The organism is Streptomyces pimonensis (genome assembly GCF_041380215.1).
Taxonomy (GTDB): domain Bacteria; phylum Actinomycetota; class Actinomycetes; order Streptomycetales; family Streptomycetaceae; genus Streptomyces; species Streptomyces pimonensis.
In genome coordinates this window covers 64,189-84,881 of the sequence record NZ_JAHWZY010000005.1, presented here as the reverse complement: position 1 = coordinate 84,881, position 20,693 = coordinate 64,189, and the positions used below count along the sequence as shown (strand labels likewise).

At 72.5% G+C, this 20,693-nt stretch carries 19 protein-coding genes and 1 riboswitch; of the genes, 8 read left to right on the top strand and 11 right to left on the bottom strand.

Annotation, left to right across the window (positions count from 1 at the left end; genetic code table 11):
• Window positions 1-1,236 (top strand): glycosyltransferase 87 family protein, encoded by a 1,236-nt coding sequence (locus KYY02_RS07100; RefSeq protein WP_371236644.1) that lies wholly within the window; start codon window positions 1-3, stop codon window positions 1,234-1,236.
• Between the two features lie 264 nt (window positions 1,237-1,500).
• Here KYY02_RS07100 and KYY02_RS07095 read toward each other — a convergent pair whose 3' ends face one another.
• The 5 genes from KYY02_RS07095 to KYY02_RS07075 all read right to left on the bottom strand — a co-directional run bounded on the left by KYY02_RS07095 (window position 1,501) and on the right by KYY02_RS07075 (window position 6,882).
• A complete protein-coding gene (locus KYY02_RS07095) occupies window positions 1,501-2,691 on the bottom strand; it encodes a hypothetical protein (protein WP_371236642.1) in 1,191 nt (396 codons plus the stop codon).
• Window positions 2,692-2,723: 32 nt separating this feature from the next.
• Entirely contained in the window at window positions 2,724-3,737 is a 1,014-nt protein-coding gene (locus KYY02_RS07090; RefSeq protein ID WP_371236640.1) for a C40 family peptidase, read from the bottom strand.
• Window positions 3,738-3,913: 176 nt separating this feature from the next.
• Complete coding sequence (locus KYY02_RS07085; RefSeq protein ID WP_371236639.1) at window positions 3,914-4,954, bottom strand: C40 family peptidase; 1,041 nt, start codon at window positions 4,952-4,954, stop codon at window positions 3,914-3,916.
• Window positions 4,955-5,233: 279 nt separating this feature from the next.
• Window positions 5,234-6,577 (bottom strand): NYN domain-containing protein, encoded by a 1,344-nt coding sequence (locus KYY02_RS07080; RefSeq protein ID WP_371236638.1) that lies wholly within the window; start codon window positions 6,575-6,577, stop codon window positions 5,234-5,236.
• A gap of 65 nt (window positions 6,578-6,642) precedes the next feature.
• Window positions 6,643-6,882 carry a hypothetical protein gene (locus KYY02_RS07075; RefSeq protein ID WP_004989130.1) on the bottom strand — a complete coding sequence of 80 codons (240 nt, stop codon included), beginning with the start codon at window positions 6,880-6,882 and terminating at the stop codon, window positions 6,643-6,645.
• Between the two features lie 156 nt (window positions 6,883-7,038).
• On the opposite strand from KYY02_RS07075, the gene KYY02_RS07070 reads away from it, so the two are divergent.
• From KYY02_RS07070 to KYY02_RS07040, 7 genes are all read left to right on the top strand, one after another.
• Complete coding sequence (locus KYY02_RS07070; RefSeq protein WP_371236636.1) at window positions 7,039-7,773, top strand: rhomboid family intramembrane serine protease; 735 nt, start codon at window positions 7,039-7,041, stop codon at window positions 7,771-7,773.
• Window positions 7,770-8,051 (top strand): Lrp/AsnC family transcriptional regulator, encoded by a 282-nt coding sequence (locus KYY02_RS07065; protein ID WP_371236634.1) that lies wholly within the window; start codon window positions 7,770-7,772, stop codon window positions 8,049-8,051. Before KYY02_RS07070 ends, KYY02_RS07065 begins: the two co-directional genes overlap by 4 nt.
• A gap of 224 nt (window positions 8,052-8,275) precedes the next feature.
• Window positions 8,276-8,611 carry a small secreted hydrophilic protein gene (locus KYY02_RS07060; protein ID WP_371236633.1) on the top strand — a complete coding sequence of 112 codons (336 nt, stop codon included), beginning with the start codon at window positions 8,276-8,278 and terminating at the stop codon, window positions 8,609-8,611.
• Window positions 8,523-10,037 carry a sensor histidine kinase gene (locus tag KYY02_RS07055; protein ID WP_371236632.1) on the top strand — a complete coding sequence of 505 codons (1,515 nt, stop codon included), beginning with the start codon at window positions 8,523-8,525 and terminating at the stop codon, window positions 10,035-10,037. The genes KYY02_RS07060 and KYY02_RS07055 overlap by 89 nt, the downstream gene beginning before the upstream one ends.
• Entirely contained in the window at window positions 10,034-10,696 is a 663-nt protein-coding gene (locus KYY02_RS07050; protein ID WP_371236630.1) for a response regulator transcription factor, read from the top strand. Before KYY02_RS07055 ends, KYY02_RS07050 begins: the two co-directional genes overlap by 4 nt.
• 77 nt (window positions 10,697-10,773) lie before the next feature.
• On the top strand, window positions 10,774-12,189 hold the full coding sequence (locus tag KYY02_RS07045) for an SLC13 family permease (RefSeq protein WP_371236629.1): 1,416 nt from the start codon (window positions 10,774-10,776) through the stop codon (window positions 12,187-12,189).
• A gap of 10 nt (window positions 12,190-12,199) precedes the next feature.
• The gene (locus tag KYY02_RS07040; protein WP_371236628.1) at window positions 12,200-13,363 is read left to right on the top strand and encodes a glycerate kinase; all 1,164 of its coding nucleotides are present in this window, start codon (window positions 12,200-12,202) and stop codon (window positions 13,361-13,363) included.
• Between the two features lie 91 nt (window positions 13,364-13,454).
• Here the strand turns inward: KYY02_RS07040 and KYY02_RS07035 are convergent, their stop codons facing one another.
• The 6 genes from KYY02_RS07035 to ctaE all read right to left on the bottom strand — a co-directional run bounded on the left by KYY02_RS07035 (window position 13,455) and on the right by ctaE (window position 20,645).
• Window positions 13,455-14,873, bottom strand: coding sequence for an aminotransferase class V-fold PLP-dependent enzyme (locus tag KYY02_RS07035; RefSeq protein WP_371236627.1), 1,419 nt, complete (start codon window positions 14,871-14,873; stop codon window positions 13,455-13,457).
• A 162-nt stretch (window positions 14,874-15,035) separates the two neighbouring features.
• Window positions 15,036-15,152, bottom strand: a riboswitch (SAM riboswitch).
• A gap of 77 nt (window positions 15,153-15,229) precedes the next feature.
• Window positions 15,230-16,294: an anthranilate phosphoribosyltransferase gene (gene trpD / locus KYY02_RS07030; protein ID WP_371236626.1), complete on the bottom strand. Its 1,065-nt coding sequence runs from the start codon at window positions 16,292-16,294 to the stop codon at window positions 15,230-15,232.
• A gap of 157 nt (window positions 16,295-16,451) precedes the next feature.
• Window positions 16,452-18,089, bottom strand: a complete 1,638-nt coding sequence (qcrB, locus tag KYY02_RS07025) for a cytochrome bc1 complex cytochrome b subunit (protein WP_371236625.1) — start codon at window positions 18,087-18,089, stop codon at window positions 16,452-16,454.
• Window positions 18,086-19,144, bottom strand: coding sequence for a cytochrome bc1 complex Rieske iron-sulfur subunit (gene qcrA, locus KYY02_RS07020; protein WP_371236624.1), 1,059 nt, complete (start codon window positions 19,142-19,144; stop codon window positions 18,086-18,088). The genes qcrB and qcrA overlap by 4 nt, the downstream gene beginning before the upstream one ends.
• Window positions 19,141-19,953 carry a cytochrome bc1 complex diheme cytochrome c subunit gene (gene qcrC, locus KYY02_RS07015; protein WP_371236623.1) on the bottom strand — a complete coding sequence of 271 codons (813 nt, stop codon included), beginning with the start codon at window positions 19,951-19,953 and terminating at the stop codon, window positions 19,141-19,143. The genes qcrA and qcrC overlap by 4 nt, the downstream gene beginning before the upstream one ends.
• Before the next feature lie 80 nt (window positions 19,954-20,033).
• The gene (ctaE, locus tag KYY02_RS07010; protein ID WP_371236621.1) at window positions 20,034-20,645 is read right to left on the bottom strand and encodes an aa3-type cytochrome oxidase subunit III; all 612 of its coding nucleotides are present in this window, start codon (window positions 20,643-20,645) and stop codon (window positions 20,034-20,036) included.
• Window positions 20,646-20,693 lie beyond the last annotated feature (48 nt).

The window sequence follows — 20,693 nt, the reverse complement described above, 5'->3', positions numbered from 1 at the left end:
ATGAAGACGACGGCCGCACGAGGGTCCCCCGCCCGGCTGCTGCTCCTGTGGGCACTGACGCGGGCCGCGCTGCTGCTGTGCGTCCTGAAGGTGATCGTCTTCCCCGGGCCGGACGTCACCAGCGACGTGTCGGTCATCTACCGGGGCTGGTACGACGTCCTGCGCACGGGGACGTTCCCGCTGGACGACGTCACCTGGCAGTACCCGCCCGCCGCGGCCCTGGCGATCCTCTCCCCCGGCCTGCTGCCGTTCCTGGAGTACGCCACGGCGTTCTTCGTCCTGGCCTGTCTCGCCGACCTGGTCACGCTGTGTCTGCTGCGGTACGCCGGCCGGCGTCCCGGACGGTCGCCGCGCGGCGCCTGGGTGTGGGTGGCGGGGGTGCCGCTGCTCGGACCGACGGTGTACGCGCGCTACGACGTGATGGTGACCGCGGTCGCCGTGGCCGCGCTGCTGGCGGCCGGCCGGCACCCCCGGCTGGCGGGGGCGCTCGCCGGTTTCGGGGCGCTGGTGAAGGTGTGGCCGGCGCTGCTGCTGCTCGCGGTGCGGCGGCGCGGTGCGTGGGCGTGGGCCGTGGGGACCGGTGTCGGTGTGGCCGCCCTGTTCGCCGTGCTGATGCCGGGCGCGTTCGCGTTCCTGACCTTCCAGCGGGACCGGGGGACGGAGGTGGAGTCGCTGGGGGCGCTCGTCCTCCATGTGGCCCGGCACCACGGCTGGGACGGCGAGGTGCTGCTCAACTACGGCTCGGTCGAGTTCCTCGGCCCGTACGTGAGCTGGGTGAGCACGGGGTCGCTGTTCCTCAGCGGGGCCGCGCTGGCCTGGCTGGTGCTGTGGCGGATGATGGCCGTCCGTTTCGAGGCGCGGACCGTGGCCGACGCGGCGTTCGTGGCGGTGCTGATGTTCACCACGACGAGCCGGGTGATCAGTCCGCAGTACATGGTGTGGCTGGTCGGGCTCGGGGCGGTGTGCCTGTGCTTCCGGGAGAGCCGGATGGGGGTGCCGGTGGGGCTGGTGCTGGTCGCCTCGTTGGTGACGGTGCTGGAGTTCCCGGTGTGGTTCGCCCATGTCGTGGCCAGCGATCCGCTCGGCATCGCGCTGCTGGTACTGCGTAACGGGCTCCTGGTGGGGGCGGCGGCGTTGGCGGCGCGTGTGCTGTGGTGTGCGACGGTTCCCCGGCGGCGTCCGGTTCCCCGGGTTCCCGGCCCGGGTCGTGCCGCCGAGGCGCCGGTCTCGTCCTGAGTCCGGTCCGGACGGTGCGCACGCGTGCCGCGAGCCGGGGTCTCCGCGCAGCCCGGCGCTCGCGGGCACTCCGCGTCGGTGCGGCCGGGGGATCGCTCGGCCCGGCGTCGACGGGGTGCTCCCCCTCCCGGCTGCGCTCGGGCGGGGCCCCACCGCCCACCCGTGCCGCCCTGGGCACCCCAGGCCCCAAGACACCGAGGAAGGCACGACCGCCCACGACGACAGGCGGCAGGCGGCAGGCGGCAGGCGGCAGGCGGCGAGTGCTCAGCCCAGTGCGTCCTTCACGTACTCCTGCCACTGCGCCGTGAAGTCCTCGCGGGTGGTGTCGAGGACTCGGTGCATCGCGTCCTCCACCGCGCCGTCGCGGTGCTCGTGGGCGCCCACGGCGCGGTAGAACTCGCCGAGGCGTTCCTCGCCCCAGTGCTCGGCGATGAGGCGGCAGGCCAGCCAGCCGCTCTCGTAGGCACGGGCGAGGTGGTCCGCGTCGCCGGAGAAGCCGAAGTCCTCGTCGTCCGGCAGTCCCCCGGGCACCTCGCCCCGGCCCACCGCACGGGCGAGTTCCGGTGCGACCTCCGCGGGGACGCGGTCGCCGCCGCGGTAGCCGGCCCAGTCGGCGAACCCCTCGGACAGCCACAGCGGGGTCGCGGCGGAGGTGTGTGCGCGGGTGGCGACGTGGGTGGTCTCGTGGGTGAGGACGACCTGCCGGCCCGAGTCGCCGAGCAGTCCGAAGGCCTCCGGGTTGACGACGACCCGGTCCGCCGGCGCCCGCCCGTCCGCACCGGTGGCGCCGGTGGTGACCGCCGCGATCCCCCGGTAGGAGGAGGCGGGCGAGCCCAGCAGGCCCGCCATGCCCTCCAGGCTCCCCGGGACCAGGACGACCACGCGCCGGCTCCACTGCGGGCCCCACGCGTCGGACACCGCGGGCACCGCGCGGTCGGCCAGTTCGGCGTAGTCCCGCAGCTCCCCGTCGGGCTGCCCGACGCCGAGGACGAGGCTCCGCTCGCCCCGGACGGCGCGTGCGGGCCCCTGGTCCCACAACTGCTGGGCGGACTCCCGCGCGGGCCGGTCGGAGTCGACGGACCAGCGGCCGTCGCGGTCCCTGCTCAGGCTCAGGGAGCGGGCGGTGGTGACCGGTGACCGGTCGTGGCCCTCGACGCGGTAGCTCAGGTCGGCGGAGGCGGTGGCGGTGTCACCGGTGCGGTCGAGGGCGGTGACACGGTAGGACCAGTCCGCGAACGGCACCGCGCGCAGGTTGTCGAACCCGTCCCGGGTGCCGGTACGGGCGTAGGCGGCGGCGTCGTGGTCGAGGACCGCCTGCGCGCGGCGGTCGAGGAGGGACTGCACCTGCGCGCGTACGACGTCGACGGCCGGTGGCCCGCCGCACCCCACCAGGGAGACGAGCAGCAGACACAGCGCCGTCACCGACGCACCCGGCACCCGCCTGCGACCAGCCACCTTCCGAGGGTACGGGCACCGGGCCGGTGCGGTCAGACCCTGGTGACCGACGAGACCGGCATCATGCCGACCGGGTCGTAGCGCACCGGGGCGCCGGGGTAGGGCGCGTGGATCACCTGGCCGTTGCCCGCGTACATCCCGACGTGGGAGGCGTCGGAGCGGTAGACGACCAGGTCGCCGGGGCGCGCCGCGGACAGCGGGACCTGCCGGCCGGCATACCGCTGGGCCTGCGAGGTGCGCGGCAGCGCGACCCCGGCCTGGGCGTACGACCACTGGGTCAGCCCGGAGCAGTCGAAGGAGGACGGGCCCTCGGCGCCCCAGACGTAGGGCTTGCCGAGGGCGGAGCGGGCCGCCGCGAGGGCGGCCGCCGCGCGGCCCGAGGCGGGCTCCGCGCCGGGGCCGGGCAGGTCCGTGCGTGCGGAGCGGGTGGCGCGGTCCCAGGCGGCGCGTTCGCCGGCCGGGAGGGAGGCGAGCAGCCGACGGGCCTCGGTGAGCTTGCGCTCGACGGTCCGCTTGTGCGCGGCGACGGCCCTGCGGCTCTTCTCCAGCGCGCCGAGCTTCCCGGCCGCCTCCGCCCGGTCCCGGGCGAGGGAGCGCAGGGTGCCCCTCAGCCTCCTCAGCTCACCGGCCTGGTGGACGGTGACCCGGTCCAGTACGGAGGCCTTCTCGAGGTAGTCCTCCGGGTCCTCGGAGAGCAGCAGGGCGAGGGCGGGGTCGAGACCGCCGGAGCGGTACTGGGCGCCGGCGAGCGAACCCAACGACTGCCGCATGGTGTTGACGCGCTGCTGCTGCCGGGCGATGCCGTCCTGCACGGCGGCGATCTGCCGGCGCAGTCCGTCCGCGCGCTCGTCGGCCTCGTTGTACGCCTCGGTCGCCTTCTCGGCCTCCCGGTACAGGCGGTCCACCTCGGCCCGGGTGACGTCGTACGGCGTGGCCGCGGCCGGTACGGCGACGAGGGCGGTGGCCGCCGCGGACAGCAGACCGAGGGCGACGGCGGCGCCCCGGTCGGATCCGGACGACGGTGCGGTACGGCGGTGGGACCCCACGGGAAGCCGTGCTCCTTCCGCTGGCGGACGGGGAAACGCGGCAGACAGTAGCCGTCACGGCGCGGACGGACCCATGGCCGAGGCGACAGCACACAGTGACGCCCCGCCTCTGACCTGTGTCGGAGACGGGGCGCGGGGAAGATCGGCGCGACGGGGAATCCCCCGAACGGCGGCAGTCAGACGCGGACGCCGAACATGAACGGGCCGCCGATGGTGTTCATCGACTCGTAGCGCACGACGGTGCCGGTGCGCGGGGCGTGCAGCACCTGGCCGTTGCCCGCGTAGAGACCCACGTGGTGCAGGTCGTTGAAGAAGAAGACGAGGTCGCCGACCTTGAGCTGGCTCATCGAGTAGATCTTGGTGCCCGCGCCGGTCTGCGCCTCGGAGGTGCGCGGGATGCCGACGCCGGCCTGCGCGTACGCCCAGGAGGTCAGGCCGGAGCAGTCGAAGGAGGACGGGCCGGTGGCACCGTAGACGTAGGGGGTGCCGATCTTGCTCTGGGCGGCGGCGAAGGCGGCGGCGGCGCGGCCGGAGCCCGCCGGGACCTTGACGTCGAGCGCCTGGCGCTCGCTGGCGCGGGTGGCGCGGGTCTCCTCCTGGGCGAGCTGGGCCTTCTCCGCCGCGGTGAGGCTGTTGAGCAGCTTCTGCGCGGCGGAGAGCTTGCCCTGGACTTCCTTCTTCTTCTTGCCCAGTTCGGTGCGGGTGGCGGAGAGGTCCTGGAGCTTCTCGGACGCCTCGGAGCGCTGCTGGGCGAGCTCGCGCTGCTTCTCCTGGATCTCCTTCAGCGCGTCGACCTGCTGGGCGCTCAACTGGTCGAGGGTGGACGCCTTGTCGAGGTAGTCGTCCGGGTCGGCGGAGAGGAAGAGCTGGACGGAGGGGTCGATGCCGCCGCTGCGGTACTGGGAGCTGGCCATCGAGCCGAGTTCGTCGCGCAGCTCGTTGAGCTCCTGCTGGCCCCTGGCGACGTTGTCCTGGATGGTGGAGATCTCCTTCTGGAGCTTCTCCTGCTTCTCCTTGGCCCCGTTGTACTTCTCGGTGGCCTGCTCAGCCTGCTCGTAGAGCTTGTCGACCTTGGCCTTGACCTCGTCCTTGCTCGGCTTCTCGCTCGGGGCGGCGTTGGCGGCCTGCGAGCTCATGACGACGGCAGCTGCGGCAGCGGTGGTGAGCACGGTGACGCGTGCGCGGCTCGGCTGCTTGGGACGACGGTGGGACGCCACGGAGACGAGCTCCTTCTCGAGAGTGATCGCGCGAGCGAGGGTTCGAAGGGAGACCCTAGTGATTCTCCTGTGATCAGTTCAAATCCCTGGACGCGAAATCTCCGTCACAGCGGGTTCATCCGGTCCGAAATCACCTGCGGTGACGCCTCCCTGACGCTACGTTGCGTGACGGTTCCGTCAATTCGGGCATAGATCCCGTACGTTGCACGAGGTACGGATGTGCATGAGGTGTGAGGTAAGCCTTTTGGGGGAGGTCCTGCGCGCGCCGCTCCGGAAGCGCTACGCGAGCCGCTTCAGGAGCACCGCCGAGGCGACCGGACGGGCGCCCGCGCGGGCCACTCCGTCGGCGACCTCACGGTCGGTGGAGGCGACGATGACGGGCCGCCCCGGCGGCTCGGCGCGCACCAGCTGGCGGATCAGCTCGTCGGCGGTGACACCCGGCTTGGAGAACAGCACCCGCACGCCGCGCGGTGGCGCGAGCAGCACCGGCACGGCCAGTTCGGCTCCGTCGAAGACACAGGTCACCTCGGCGCCGGTCTGGGCGGCGAGCTGGGCGAGCTGGCCCAGCAGGCGCAGGCGCTGCTTCTCCAGGGGCATCTGGGGATAGCCGGTCTTGGTGACGTTGTAGCCGTCGACGACCAGATGCGCCTGCGGCAGCGCCAACAGCTGGTCGAGGATGGCCGGGTCGTGCTCGGACAGCGCGCGGGCGGCGATGTCCTTCGGGGTCATGCGGCCGGGCTCGACGGCGTCCACGGTCTCGGCGGGCCGGACGGACACCGGAGGCAGTGCCAGCTCCCGACGGAGCCCCTGGGCGGCGTCCAGCACGGTGTCCAGCAGCAGCCGGACCCGCATGTCCTCCACGCTGCGGCCCTCCCGGGCGGCCCGGCGGGCGGCCTCCAGCGCGGCCTCGGTCTCCCCCAGCCGGGCCTTGAGGCGCCGGCTCTCGCTCTCGGCGGCCGACACCTGGGCGTGGCCCTCGGCGCGCACGGTCTCCATCTCGCTCCGCAGCTTGCGCGCGGCGGCCTCGCCGCGCTTGACGTCGCTGAGGGCGGAGCGCAGCTTGCGGTGCAGCGACTCGGCCTCCTTCTTCGCCGCCTCCAGCTCGGTGCGCAACCGCTCGGTCTCGGACCTGGTGTGCTCACGGGCCCGGTCGAGTTCGGCGCGCAGCCGCTCCAGCTCGGCCCGGGTCTCCTCGTCGGCGCGCTCGGCGTCGGCGCGCTGGACCTCCTCGCCTGCGGCGGTCACCAGTTTGACCCAGCCGGGCGGGCGGAGCACATAGGCCGCGGCCGCCACGTCGAGCGGGTCCGCGGCCGGGGGCGGGGAACCGGAGTCGAGGGCGCCGGTCAGTTCCGGCTGGGCCTCTCGGAGTTTCTCCCCGATGCGCTGCCGGAACAGCGGATCGGTCTCCAGGGCCGCGGCCATGGCGTTGCCGGCGAACTTGGCGCGGCGGTTCGGGGCGAAGCGCGCGTACTGCCGCAGCTGGGCGGGCAGCTCGGCGACCGTGAGTCCGCCGAAGCCGTCGGCGACGATCTGGACGACCCTGCGGCGCACTCCGTCGGGCAGCGGACGGTCGAGCATCTCGGCGGCGCCGTCCTGCGGCTCTCCGCCCGCGATCTCCACCATCCGTCACACCCCCATGCCTGTGTGCGACCCCGTGCGGGGGCGCCGTCAGCGGGGCCCGCTCCCGCTCAGGAGCCGGCGCCCGGCCTGTCCACGAGTTCCACCTGATCCACGGCGTTGCACCAGCGGCACCGCACCGACTCGATGGTCTCATCGAGCACCTCGCGCTCCTCGACCCTGGGCTCTCCGGCCAGATCGAGGTGCACGTACTCGACGACCTTCGACGAGCGGGTCACGTCGAAGCGGGTGAGGTTGCCGCAGAGGGTGCAGCGCCACCGCGTCGAGGCGGTCGGCAGGGGAACCGTCATCGTGGCTGTCCGCCTTCCTTCCAGTGTCCGTGACGCACCGGCTCCCCGGCGCGTCCGGCTCGTAACCCTACGGCCTGGCGGACGTCCGCCGTCCGCCCGTCCGCGGCGGCGAGGCGGTCTGTGTGGTTGCGTCCGGTTACGTCATGCTCTGTATCCATGATCCGCAACTGGAGCGCGTCGGCCGCCGGGGCGACCCGGGGCACCTCCGCGCCGGTGACCCACACCCTCATCGTGCTGTGCTGCCTGGTCTTCCTGGTCGGGCCGGCCTCCGGCCTGCATCCGGCCCACGGCACCGGGGAGGAGCTGCTGGACGCGCAGAGGGCCTACTTCCGGCGCTGGGGCGTCATCCCCGCGGACCTGTTCGAGGGATCCCCCGGCGCCGTCCTCACCCCCGCCACGGCGCTGTTCGTGCACGGCAGCTGGGTGCACCTGCTCGGCAACATGCTGTTCCTCCACGTCTTCGGAGCGATGGCGGAGGCACGGATGGGCCGGGTGCGGTTCACCCTGTGCTACGCCGGCTGCGGCTACCTCGCGCTGCTGGGGTACGCCGCCGCCAACGCGGACTCCGAGCGGTCCCTGGTCGGCGCCTCCGGGGCGATCTCGGCGGTGCTCGGCGCCTTCCTCTTCCTGTTCCCCCGGGCCCGGGTGACCAGTCTCCTGCCGTTCCTGTTCTTCCTGCCGGTGCGCCTGCCGGCGTGGGTGGTGCTGCCGTTCTGGGCGGCGCTGCAGTGGGCGGCGGCGGGGCGGGCGGGCGAGGGGCCGGGGGTGGCGTACCTGGCGCACCTGATCGGGTTCGGGCTGGGCTTCGGCTACGCGTGGGGGCGTTTCCGCAGGACGACTACAGTGAGCACCGCCCCTGCCCCGGCCCCCGAGGGAGAGAACCAGCCGTGATCACCGCGATCGTGCTCATCAAGACCAGCGTGGACCGGATCCCCGAGATCGCGGAGCAGATCGCCGCGCTGGACAGCGTCAGCGAGGTCTTCTCCGTCACCGGCACCTACGATCTGATCGCCATGGTGCGGGTCCGCGAGCACGAGGACCTGGCGGAGGCCATCCCCGGCCGGATCAGCAAGATCCCGGGCGTCGAGGGCACCGACACGCACGTGGCGTTCCGCACGTACTCGCAGCACGACCTGGAGGCGGCGTTCGCCATCGGCCTGGACAGCTAGCGGTCCGCCGGAGGCGGGGTCGCCCGCCCCCCGGACGGTGCCGGCCCGGGGCGCCTCAGCCGCTTCCTCGCCCTCACCGCCCCTTCCCGCCCCCGTCCCCCGGGGGCGCTGCCCAGGGATCCCCGCTCCCCGGGCGCCGGAGGGGCTGACGTCCAGCGGGTGGATGAGGAGTTCTTCATCCGGCGCTCATCCGGGAGCTCCGGTGCGGTGCGCAGGATCGGGGCATGGTCCTCACTCGCCGGATGGCGGCCCTGGCCGCCGTCGTCCTGATCCCGCTGGGCGTCGCGGCGACCAGCTTCGCGCTCGCCGACAGCCCCGCACCGCCCGAGGTGCCGCCCCGGGTCGTACTGGACAGCGGCTCCCCCACCCCGACACCCACGTCCGCGGCCCCGTCCGCACGGCCCGAGCCCACGCCGAGCGACGAGGTCGTCCCCCGTCCCCCGGTGACCGAAAGCCCAGCGGATGACGACGATGACGACGACCGGGTCCAGGACTCCCCGGACGACGCCCCCGGCGGGGACGACGGACCGGGCGACGAGGGACCGGGCGACGACGGCTGACCGGGTCCGCCGGCGGATCTCCGCCCGGGTCCGCATCCTGCTGTGGCTGCTGTTCGTCATGGCGGTCGCGCTCGCCTCGGTCGCCATGACCACCCGCTCCTTCCTGCTGCGGGACGTCGACCACCGGATCAGCGGGCTGCTCGCCCAGGAGGCCGGGGAGTTCGCCAACTTCGAGGAGCGCGGCTTCGATCCGGAGACGGGCCGGCCCTTCACCGACCCGGACCGGCTGCTGCGGGTCTTCCTGGAACGGCAGTACGCCGACCCGGACGAGGAACTGATCGGCCTGGTGGCACGGAGGAGCGGCGACCCGGCGAAACTCACCCAGCCGCGCGAGCTGCCCGTCGCCCTGCCCCTGCACCGGGACGGCGACGCCCGGCGCCGCATCTTCGGCTCGCCCGACGCCTCCGGTGTGCTGCACCGGCCCGAGGGCGAGATCCGCTGGGCCAAGGTGGCCGTGGCCCGGCACGGCGGCGGCGACCCGGAGGCGGCGTTCGTCGTCGCCTTCCACCCCGCGCGCGAAGTGGCCCGGGTGAACGAGGTGTTCCAGGTGCTGCTCGCCATCTCCGGGGTGGCCCTGCTGCTGACCACCGGCATCGGCTGGGCGGTCGCCGGGCGGATCCTGCAGCCCGTACGGCTGGTGCGCACCGCCGCCGCGCAGCTCACCGAACAGGACCTCACCCGCCGTATCGCGGTGCGCGGCCACGACGACATCGCGGCCCTCGCCGAGACGTTCAACGCGATGCTCGACCGGCTGGAGCGGGCCTTCGCCGCCCAGCGCCAGTTCGTCGACGACGCCGGCCACGAACTGCGCACCCCGATCACCATCGTGCGCGGCCACCTGGAGCTGATGGGCGACGACCCGGCCGAACGCGAGGAGACCGTCCGCCTCGTCACCGACGAGCTCGACCGGATGAGCCGCATCGTGGAGGACCTGCTGCTGCTCGCCAAGGCCGAACGCCCCGACTTCGTCACCCCGGAGCCGGTCCAGCTCGCCGAACTCACCGCCGACGTCTACGTCAAGGTCCGCACCCTCGGCGAACGCGACTGGCAGCTCACGGACATAGCCGACCGGGAGGCGCGGCTGGACCCCCAGCGGATCACCCAGGCCATGGTGCAGCTCGCGCAGAACGCGGTGCAGCACACCACCACCGGCCAGACCATCCGCATCGGCTCCCGTGCGCAGGGCGCCCGGATCGAACTGTACGTCGCCGACTCCGGCCCCGGTGTCCGGCCGCAGGACCGGGAGCTGGTCTTCGAGCGCTTCCGGCGCGGCACCTCCCGGCGCGGGGCGCGCGGTTCGGGCGCCGGGCTCGGCCTGTCGATCGTCAAGGCGATCGCCGAGGGCCACGGCGGCCGGGTCCGTCTGGACGACACCGAGGGCGGCGGCGCCACCTTCGTACTCACCCTGGAAGAGGCACGCCAGTGAACCGGATCCTGATCGTCGAGGACGAGGAGCGCATCGCCTCCTTCGTGGAGAAGGGCCTGCGCGCCAACGGCTTCACCACCACCGTCGTCCCCGACGGCGAGGCCGGCTACGAGTACGCCCTGACCGGCGGTTTCGACCTGGTCGTCCTCGACATCGGACTGCCCGGCCGGGACGGCTTCACCGTGCTGCGCGAGCTGCGCGAGTCCCGGGTGACGACCCCGGTGGTCGTGCTGACCGCGCGGGACTCGGTCCGGGACACGGTGGCCGGTCTGGAGGGCGGCGCCGACGACTGGATGACCAAGCCGTTCCGCTTCGAGGAACTGCTCGCCCGGGTACGGCTGCGGCTGCGCACGGCTGCCCGGGCGCCGGAGGTGACGGTGCTGAGGGCGGGCTCGCTGAGCCTCGACCTGCGCACCCGCCGCGCCCGCGCCGGGGAGCGCACCGTCGACCTGACGGCCCGTGAGTTCGTGCTCCTCGAGCTGTTCCTGAGGCACCCGGGACAGGTGCTCTCCCGCGGACAGATCCTCTCCCACGTGTGGGGCTACGACTTCGATCCGGGCTCCAACATCGTGGACGTGTACGTCCGCGCGCTGCGCAAGAAGCTCGGCGCGGAGAAGGTGGAGACGGTCCGCGGGATGGGCTACCGGCTCCCCGGGTGACGGGCCCGGCGGCCGGGTGAAGCTCCCTTCACCTCCGGCTCATCGACGGCTCACCGCCCGAGCGGATCGTCGATGACGTGACACTGACCCCCCGCTCGACCGCGACCCTGTGCGTGGCGCTGTCGCTGTGCGCGCTGCTCGCGCTCCCCGGCGCCCTTCCCGGTCTCGGCGGGGACGCGCGCCTCACCCTCGCCGTGTTCGCGCTGGCGACCTGCGCGTGGGTCGGCACCCCGATCGACGACACGTACATCGCGCTGGGCGCCGGACTCGCGCTGACGGCGACCGGGGTGATCAGCAGCGACACCCTGTTCGGCACCCTGGGCGACTCGACGGTGTGGCTGCTGATCTGTGCGTTCGTCCTGGCTGCCGCGGTGGCCCGGACCGGGCTCGCGGGGCGGGCGGCGGCCTTCCTGGTCGGCGGGGCGCGTACGGTACGGCAGTTGGCGCACCTGACCACGGCCGCGCTGGTCGTCACGGCGTTCGCGGTGCCGGCCACCTCCGGCCGGGCGGCGCTCGCCCTGCCGGTGTTCCTCGCCCTCGCCGAGGCACTCGCCGACCGGAAGCGACTGGTCGTGATGCTGGCGCTGCTGTTCCCGACCGTGATCCTCCTGTCGGCGGTGGCGACCCTGATCGGCGCGGGAGCGCACCTGATCACCGTGTCGGTGCTGTGGGAGGCCGCCGGGGAGCGGGTCGGCTTCACCGAGTGGCTGCTGCTCGGGCTGCCGCTGGCCGTGGTCTCCTCCCATCTCGCCGCCGAGGCCGTCCTGTCGACCACCACCCGGCGCGCGGACCGCGCGGGCCCGGTGCACATCACCGCCGAGGAGATCCAACGGCACAGCGACCGTCCGGTCACCGGCCCCTGGAGCCAGGCCGAGAAGCGCTGCGTCCTGCTGCTGGCCACGGTCGTCGCCCTGTGGTGCAGCGAGCCGCTGCACCGGGTGTCCCCCGCGATGGTCGCGCTGATCGGCGCGGTCGTCGCCGCCTCGCCGGCCCTCGGCACCGTACGGCTGAAGGACGCGCTGAAGACGGTGCCCTGGCCGCTGCTGCTGTTCATGGCGGCGACGACGGCGACGGGCGTGGCGCTCACGGAGTCGGGCGCGGCGAAGTGGCTGGTCGGCGGGTTGCCCGCGAGGATCACGCCGGTGATGTTCCTGACGGTCGTCGTCACGGTCTCCACCGCCGCCCACCTGATCCTGCAGTCCCGTTCCGCCCGTTCCTCCGTGCTGGTCCCGCTGGTGGTCGCGGCGGCCGTGGGCGCCGGGGTGAACCCGGTCGCGGCGGCACTGGCCTCCACCGCCGCCGCGGGCTTCTGCCACACGTTTCCGGCCTCCGCGAAACCGGTCACGCTCTTCGCGGAGATCCCCGGCACCCCCACCTACACCCCGCGCGACCTGCTGCGGCTGTCCGCCGTACTGGCCCCGCTCACCGCCGCCCTGGTCCTGCTGTTCGCCGTCGCGGTGTGGCCGCTGCTCGGCGTCCCCGTGACCCGCTGAGGAGCCCCCCATGCTGAACCGTGTCGTCGTAGCCCCCAGCGGCTTCAAGGAGTCGCTGTCCGCCCAGGCCGCCGCCGACGCCATCGCGGCGGGCGTCCGCCGGGTGCTGCCGGACGCCGAGATCGACCGGATCCCGCTGGTGGACGGCGGTGAGGGCACGGCCTCGGCGCTGGCCTCGGCGACCGGCGGCCGGCTGGTCGCCCTGGCCGCCACCGGTCCGGTCGGGGAACCGGTCGGCACCCACTTCGCGCTGCTCGGCTCCCGGGACACGGCGGTGGTGGAGATGGCGGCGGTCGCCGGCCTCTCCCTCGTCCCCCGCACCCGGCGCGACCCGGGCGCCACCACCACCTACGGCGTCGGGGAACTGATCCGCGCCGCCCTCGACCAGGGCGTACGGCGCGTCCTGGTGGGCTGTGGCGACTCGGGCACCTCCGACGGCGGCGCGGGCGCGCTCCAGGCACTGGGCGCCCGGCTGCTGGACGCGGACGGTCTCGAACTGCCGCCCGGCGGGCGCGAGCTGTCGCGCCTGGCGCGCATCGACCCGGCCGGCCTCGATCCCCGTCTCGTCGACGTGGAACTCCTCGTCGCCTGCAACCCCTTCAACGTGCTGTGCGGGGAGCGGGGCGTGGCCCGGGTGTTCGGACCGCAGAAGGGGGCGGCCCCGGAGCAGGTCGAGGAGTTGTCGGCGGCGCTGGAGAACTGGGCGCGGGTCCTGACCCGCGATCTCGCCGTCACCGGCACGGACCTGCGCCTCGGCCGCGGTACGGGCGCCTCCGGCGGGCTCGGCGCCGGGCTCGCCGCCCTGGGCGGGTCCCTGCTGCCCCGCTTCCCCGTCCTGCTGGACCACCTCGGCCTGGACGCCCGGCTGGCCCGCGCCGATCTGGTCGTCACCGCCGAGGGCGCCCTGGACCACCAGACACCGCGCGGCAAGGTACCGGCGGAGGTGGCCCGCCGCGCCAAGCTGTCCGGGCGGCCGGTGCTGGCGCTGGCGGGCACGCTCGGGGAGGGTGCGGGGGAGGTTCCGGGCGTGGACGCCTGCCACGGCATCCTGCCCGCTCCGATGGCTCTGGCCGAGGCGCTGGCCCGCGGTGCGGAACTCCTCACCGACGCGACGGAGCGCGCTCTGCGCATGATCGTGCTGGGCGCCCGGCTGCCCGCGCCCGCCCACAGCTAGGTTCCTCGCCCTTGCCGCCCCTTCCCGCCCCGGACCTGGGGCGCTGCCCCCGAGGGACGGGAGCGGGAAGGGGCGGCGGGGGCGGAACCCCTCAGGCGGAGGTGTCCGGCACGCAGCGGCCGTCCACCGTGCGGTAGGTCCACCGGGCGCCGTCCCGCACGAGTTCGCGCACCGCCCGTACGAACCGCTCCACGTGCTCGTCCGGCGTGCCCGCGCCGAAGCTGACCCGAACGGCGTCGAGGGACTCCTCGCCGGGCGCCGCCCCGGGGACGCCGCACTCGCCCCGGGCACCCGGGGCGCCGCCGAGCAGCGTGCGCACCAGCGGGTGCGCGCAGAACAGTCCGTCGCGCACGCCGATGCCGTACTCGGCGGAGAGCGCGGCGGCGAAGTGGGAACTGTTCCACCCCTGGACGACGAAGGAGAGCACGCCGACGCGCGGGGCGTCGTCCCCGAACAGGGACAGGAACCGCACCTCGGGCACGTCCGCGAGCCCTTCGCGCACCGCACGGATCAACTCCTCCTCGCGGGCGGCCAGGGCGTCGAACCCGGCCTCGGTGAGCGCCTTGCAGGCGGAGGCGACGGCGTGGGCGCCGATGACGTTGGGCGAGCCGGCCTCGTGGCGGGCGGCGCCCTCGTGCCACTCCACGTCCACTCCCCCGTCCGCACGCCGGGTGACCGTGCGGCTGGCGCCGCCGCCCGCGAGGTAGGGCTCGGCCTCCCGGAGCCAGTCGGCACGGCCGGCCAGCACCCCGGAGCCGAAGGGTGCGTACAGCTTGTGCCCGGAGAAGGCGACCCAGTCGACGTCCAGGTCCCGCACGCTCACCGGGTGGTGCGGGACGAGCTGGGCGGCGTCCAGCACGATCCGGGCGCCGTGCGCGTGCGCGGCGGCGGCCAGTTCCCGTACGGGCCACAGCTCGCCGGTGACGTTGGAGGCTCCGGTGACGCAGACCAGGGCGGAGCCGTACGGGTCGCGGTCGGCGAGGGCGCGCTCCAGGTCCTCCACGGCCTGGCGGGGGCTGCGCGGGGCCTCCAGGCAGGTGACCCGCGCGTTCCGCCAGGGCAGCAGGGAGGCGTGGTGCTCGGTCTCGAAGACGAAGACCTCGCAGCCGTCGGGGAGCGCGGCGGCGAGCAGGTTGAGGGAGTCGGTGGTGGACCGGGTGAACACCACCTGGTCGCCCTCCCGTCGCCCACCACCGCCCTTGCCGGACCGGGCTTCGCCCGGGCCGTCCCCCGTGCGGCAGTCGAGGAACTCGGCGACGGTCCGGCGGGCGTTCTCGAACAGGTCGGTGGAGAGCCGGGAGAGGTGTCCGGCGCCCCGGTGGACGCTGCCGTAGTACGGCGCGTAGGCGGCCACGTCGTCCCACACCCGCTGGAGGGCGGGGGTGCTGGCGGCGTAGTCGAGGGCGGCGTAGGCGACCTCACCGCCGGTGACGAGGGGGACGGTGACGTCCCGGCCGAGGACGGGCAGCGGGGCGCGGACGGACGGGGCGGCGGCGGTGGAGACGGACATGGCGGGGCTCCCGGTGGGGCAGGCGGAACCCCCGCGCGAGCGCGCGTCGCTCGAGCGCGGAGGGAAAGGTGAAGGGGTGTGCGGAGGCGGGGCTCGGCAGCCCTAGCGCATTCGCTTGCTCACGGAAGGCTCCTCGACGACCAGGACCCCTGGCGTGCGAGGGGTCCGCGCTTGCCGTGAGCCCTGCTGCTCACGGCCTGGTCCTCACCCGGGGCACCCCGCCACGGACGGAGGGTTGCCGGACAGCCGGCCGGGGCCTGATGGCTGTCACTCGTGACCTGGACAGGAAAGTACGGGAAACGATCGGCGTCCCGCAACCCGTGTCCGGATCGCGGGACGTCGCGCTCGCCCTGCGGCTACGCGTTGCTGACGGCCACCCAGCGCTCCAGGACCCGCTTGGCGGCCCCCGAGTCGATCGACTCGGCCGCCTTCGCCATCCCGGCGCGGATCTGCTCCGCCAGGGTGCCGCCGCCCGGCTCCAGGGCCACCAGCGCCGCCGCCGAGTTCAGCAGCACCGCGTCCCGCACGGGGCCGGGTTCGCCGTCGAGGAGCCGGCGGGCGACCTCGGCGTTGTAGGAGGCGTCGGCGCCGCGCAGCGCCTCCACGGGCACCAGCTCGATGCCGACGTCACGCGGGTCGAAGGTCTCCTCCTCGACCGTGCCCTCGCGGACCACCCACACCCGGGAGGTGGCGGTGGTCGTCAGCTCGTCCAGGCCGTCGTCGCCGCGGAACACCAGCGAGGAGTGACCGCGCCCGGCGAAGACGCCGGCGATGATCGGGGCCATCCGGGCGTCGGCCACGCCTACGGCCTGCGACCGCACCTTGGCCGGGTTGGTCAGCGGGCCCAGGAAGTTGAAGACCGTCCGCACCCCGAGCTGGCCGCGCGCCGCGGCGACGTGGCGCAGCGCCGGGTGGAACCTCACCGCGAAGCAGAAGGTGATCCCGGCCTCCTCGGCGACCTCGGCGACCCGTCGCGGGGTCAGCTCCAGGTTGACGCCGAGCTTCTCCAGGACGTCGGAGGCGCCGGACGCGGAGGAGGCGGCCCGGTTGCCGTGCTTGACGACCTTCGCTCCGGTGCCGGCCACGACGATCGAGGACATCGTGGAGATGTTCACCGTCCTGGCGCCGTCCCCGCCGGTGCCGACGATGTCGACGGTGGCGCCCGGCACCTCGATCACGTTGGCGTGGTCGTACATCGCCCGTACGCAGCCGGTGATCTCCTCGACGGTCTCGCCCTTGGCCCGCAGGGACACCGCGAGCCCGGCGATCTGCGCGTCGGTCGCCTCGCCGCGCATGATCAGGTCCATCGCCCAGGCGGTGTCGTCGGCGGACAGGTCCCGGCCGTCCAGCAGACCGTTCAGCAGGGCGGGCCAGGAGCGGCCCGCCGCGGTGTCGCCTCCAGCGGGGGTCACAGCGCTCATGGCCGCTCCTGACGGTCGGAGAAGAAGGGTCGGGGAGCCCGGCAGGGTCCCGGGCTCCACCCTATCCAGCTCCGGGTACGGCGAAGGGCCCCCGTCCGCAGAACGGACGGGGGCCCTTCGCCGTCGTGTGGCGACTGGGGTGAGGCGCGGAAGGCGATCAGTGGTGGCCGTGGCCGCTCGTGATCTCCTTGTACTCCTCGACGGTCGGCTTCGGGATCTGGGACTCCGCGCCGTAGTAGCCCTTGCTCAGCTTGGCGCGCAGCTTCTCGCTCGCCTTCACCTTGCGCTGGACGCCGTTCTCGTCGACCGTCGGGCCGATCTCGACCGGCTTGTACTGTTCGTGCGCCGTGAGGGTGTACATCTGCTCCTGGCTGAGCGGCTCGTGCACCTCGATGAACTCACCGTGCGGCAGGCGCTTGATGATGCCCGACTCGCGGCCGTGCAGCACCTTCTCCTTGTCCCGGCGCTGGAGGCCGAGGCAGATCCGCTTGGTGACGATGAACGCGACGACCGGTCCCGCGAAGAAGCCGATGCGGACGAACCAGGTGACCGCGTTGATCGAGAGGTTGAAGTGGGTGGCGAAGATGTCGTTGCCACCGCCGATCAACATGATCATGTACGCCGTGATCCAGGCGACGCCGAAGGCCGTACGGGTCGGGGCGTTGCGCGGCCGGTCCAGGATGTGGTGCTCGCGCTTGTCCCCGGTGATCCAGGACTCGACGAACGGGTAGAGCGCGATGATCGCGAGGAAGAGGCCGAAGATCACCAGCGGGACGAAGACGCCCATGACCAGGGTGTGGCCCCAGAAGTTGATCTCCCAGCCGGGCATGGCGCGGACCAGGCCCTCGGCGAAGCCCATGTACCAGTCGGGCTGGGCGCCCGTGGAGACCATGTCCGGGCGGTACGGGCCCAGGTTCCAGATCGGGTTGATGGACGCGATGCCGGCGATCAGCGCGGTGAAGCCGAAGACCAGGAAGAAGAAGCCACCCGCCTTGGCCATGTAGACAGGCAGCAGCGGCATGCCCACGACGTTCTTGTTGGTCCGTCCGGCACCCGCGAACTGCGTGTGCTTGTGGTAGAAGACCAGGATCAGGTGGGCGACCACCAGGCCGAGCATGATGCCCGGCAGCAGCAGGATGTGGATCGAGTAGAACCGCGCGACGAAGTCGGTGCCGGGGAACTCTCCGCCGAACAGGAACATCGAGATGTACGTGCCGACGATCGGCACGGACAGGATCGCGCCCTGGGTGAAGCGGACACCGGTTCCGGAGAGCAGGTCGTCCGGCAGCGAGTAACCGGTGAAACCGGTGAACATGCCGAGGACGAAGAGCAGGAAGCCGAACAGCCAGTTGATCTCACGCGGCTTGCGGAACGCGCCGGTGAAGAAGACGCGCATCATGTGCACGAACATGCCGGCCAGGAAGATGACCGCGGCCCAGTGGTGGATCTGCCGGATCAGCAGACCGCCACGGACGTCGAAGCTGATGTCCAGCGTCGACTTGTAGGCCTCGCTCATCAGCTGGCCCTGCAGCGGCACGTAGGAGCCGTGGTACTCCACCTCGTTCATCGACGGGTGGAAGAACAGCGTCAGGTACACACCCGTGAGGATGATGATGAGGAAGCTGTAGAGGCAGATCTCGCCCAGCATGAAGGACCAGTGGTCCGGGAAGATCTTGCGCATGTTGGCCTTGGCCAGGGAGTAGATCCCCAGCCGGCCGTCGGCCCAGTCGGCGACGCGCTCGCCGGCCGGCGCCTTCCCGCGCGAGCGGGACTCGGGGGTCGTCGTGGTACTCATCCGCGCTCCCAGAAGGCAGGACCGACGGGCTCGTCGAAGTCGCCGAGCGCTTCGAGGTAGCCCTCGTCATTCACGCCGATGCGCAGCTGCGGCAGCGGGTGACCGGCGGGACCGAAGATCACCCGGGCGCCGTCGGCGAGGTCGAAGGTGGACTGGTGGCAGGGGCACAGGACGTGGTGCGTCTGCTGCTCGTACAGGGAGACCGGGCAGCCCACGTGGGTGCAGATCTTCGAGTACGCGAGGATGCCCTCGTGTCCCCACTCCATCGTGCGCTTGTCCTTGATGTCGTCCGGCCTGATGCGGACCAGCATCAGGGCGGCCTTGGCGATCTCGTTCTGGAAGCCGTGGTCGTGCTCCTCCAGGCCCTCGGGCTTGGCGAAGGTCAGCGAGCCGGTGATGAGATCGGAGGGCCGCAGCGGCTCGTCGGTGTTCATGTTGACGAGCAGCTTGCCCTTGGACCACAGGGTGTGGCGCAGCTTGTTCTCGGGCAGCGGGCCGAGTTCGCGCAGCAGCACGACGCCGGACAGCGGCACCAGCGTGAGCGCGCCGAACATGGTGGTGCGGATCAGCTTGCGGCGGCCCAGCTGCGACTCCTTGGCACCCTGCCGGAAGTCGTCCATGATCTTGGAGCGGACCTCCGACGGCGCCTCGATCGGGTGCCGCTCGTCGGTCAGCTCCTCGTCGGACATCAGGGTGCGGGCCCAGTGGACCGCGCCCGCGCCGATGGCGAACAGCGCTACGCCGAGCGTCACACCGAGCGCGACGTTCAGGGCGCTGACGTGGCCCAGCGGGAAGATGTAGACGATCTTCTCGACCGGGATCGCCACGAACGAGGCGATGAAGCCGATGGTGGCCAGCATCGACAGCGTGAACAGCAGGGCGACCGTGCGCTCGGACCGCTTGGCGGCGCGCTCGTCGATGTCCTGGACCCGGTGCTCGTGGGGCGGAAGGCCCGGGTCGGCGAACGGGTGCTCCTCGTCCGCGACCTTCACCGCGCCGTGGCCGGTGTCCCTCGCTGCGGGCAGGTTCTCTTCGGGAATGTCTTGGCTACTCATGACTTCTTGGCCTTTGCGGTCCGAGCGGCGACCCACACGGCGACGGCGATCAGTCCGCCGAGACCGAAGATCCAGCCGAACAGGCCCTCACTGACCGGGCCCAGCCCGCCCAGCTCCATGCCGCCCGGGTTCTCGGACTCTTCGGTGTTGACCTCGCCCAGGTACGCGATGATGTCCTTCTTGTTCTGCTCCGACATCAGGGTGTCGGGGAAGGAGGGCATGTTCTGCGGGCCGGTGAGCATGGCCTCGTAGATGTGCTTGGGGGCGACGTCCTCCAGGCTGGGGGCGTACTTGCCGTGCGTGAGCGCACCGCCCTTGCCGGTGAAGTTGTGGCACTGCGCGCAGTTGTTGCGGAACAGTTCGCCGCCCTTGGCGATGTCGGCGCCCTGGGGGCCGTACTGCTCCTCGGTCGGGATGGCCGGGCCGGCGCCCAGGGAGGCGACGTACGCCGCCAGCTGGTCGATCTCGGCCTGCGTGTAGACGGCCGGCTTGTCCGGGACCTGTGCGGCCTGGGAGGTGGCGGCCGGCATACGGCCGGTGCCCACCTGGAAGTCGACGGCGGCAGCGCCCACGCCCACCAGGGTCGGGCCGTCGGAGGTGCCCTGACCGCCGGTGCCGTGGCAGCTGGCACAGCCGACCGCGTAGAGCTTCTTGCCCTCCTCGATGGTGAGGGACTGGGCGGTTTCGTCGGCCTGCGCCTTGTCCGCGGGTGCGAACACGGCGTAGAGCCCCCCGGTGCATGCCAGCGCGAGGAGTAGGACGACGAGCGCCGCCAGCGGATGGCGTCGTCGTGCGGAGAGCTTTTTCACGGATTACCCCGGTGTCAGGATCTTCTGCGTCGATGCTTCTGGTTGGTGCGCTCCCGAGGAGCGCGTGGATGCGGGTCCGGCTACTTGATCATGTAGATCGTGGCGAAGAGGCCGATCCAGACGACATCGACGAAGTGCCAGTAGTAGGACACGACGATGGCCGCGGTCGCCTGCTCGTGAGTGAACCTCCTGGCCGCGTAGGTCCGGCCCAGGACCAGCAGGAAGGCGATGAGACCGCCCGTCACGTGCAGGCCGTGGAAGCCGGTGGTCAGGTAGAACACCGAGCCGTACGGGTCGGAGGAGAGGGACAGGCCCTCGTGCTTGACCAGCTCGGTGTACTCGAAGACCTGACCGCCGATGAAGATCGCGCCCATGATGAAGGTGACGATGAACCACATCCGGAGCTTCTTCACGTCACCGCGCTCGGCGGCGAACACGCCGAGCTGGCAGGTGAGGGAGGAGAGCACCAGGATCGTGGTGTTCGTCAACGCGAACGGGAAGTTCAGGGCGTCGGCCTTCTCCGACCAGAAGTCGGGTCCGGTCACCGATCGCAGGGTGAAGTACATCGCGAAGAGGGCCGCGAAGAACATCAGCTCGGAACTCAGCCAGATGATGGTTCCGACGCTGGTGAGGTTCGGCCGGTTGACCGACGGGTGCGCGTGCCCGGTATCTACTGTCGTTGCTGTCGCCACGCCGACATTATGTCGGTCGCTTATCCCGCCCTCACTCCCGGGGGTGCC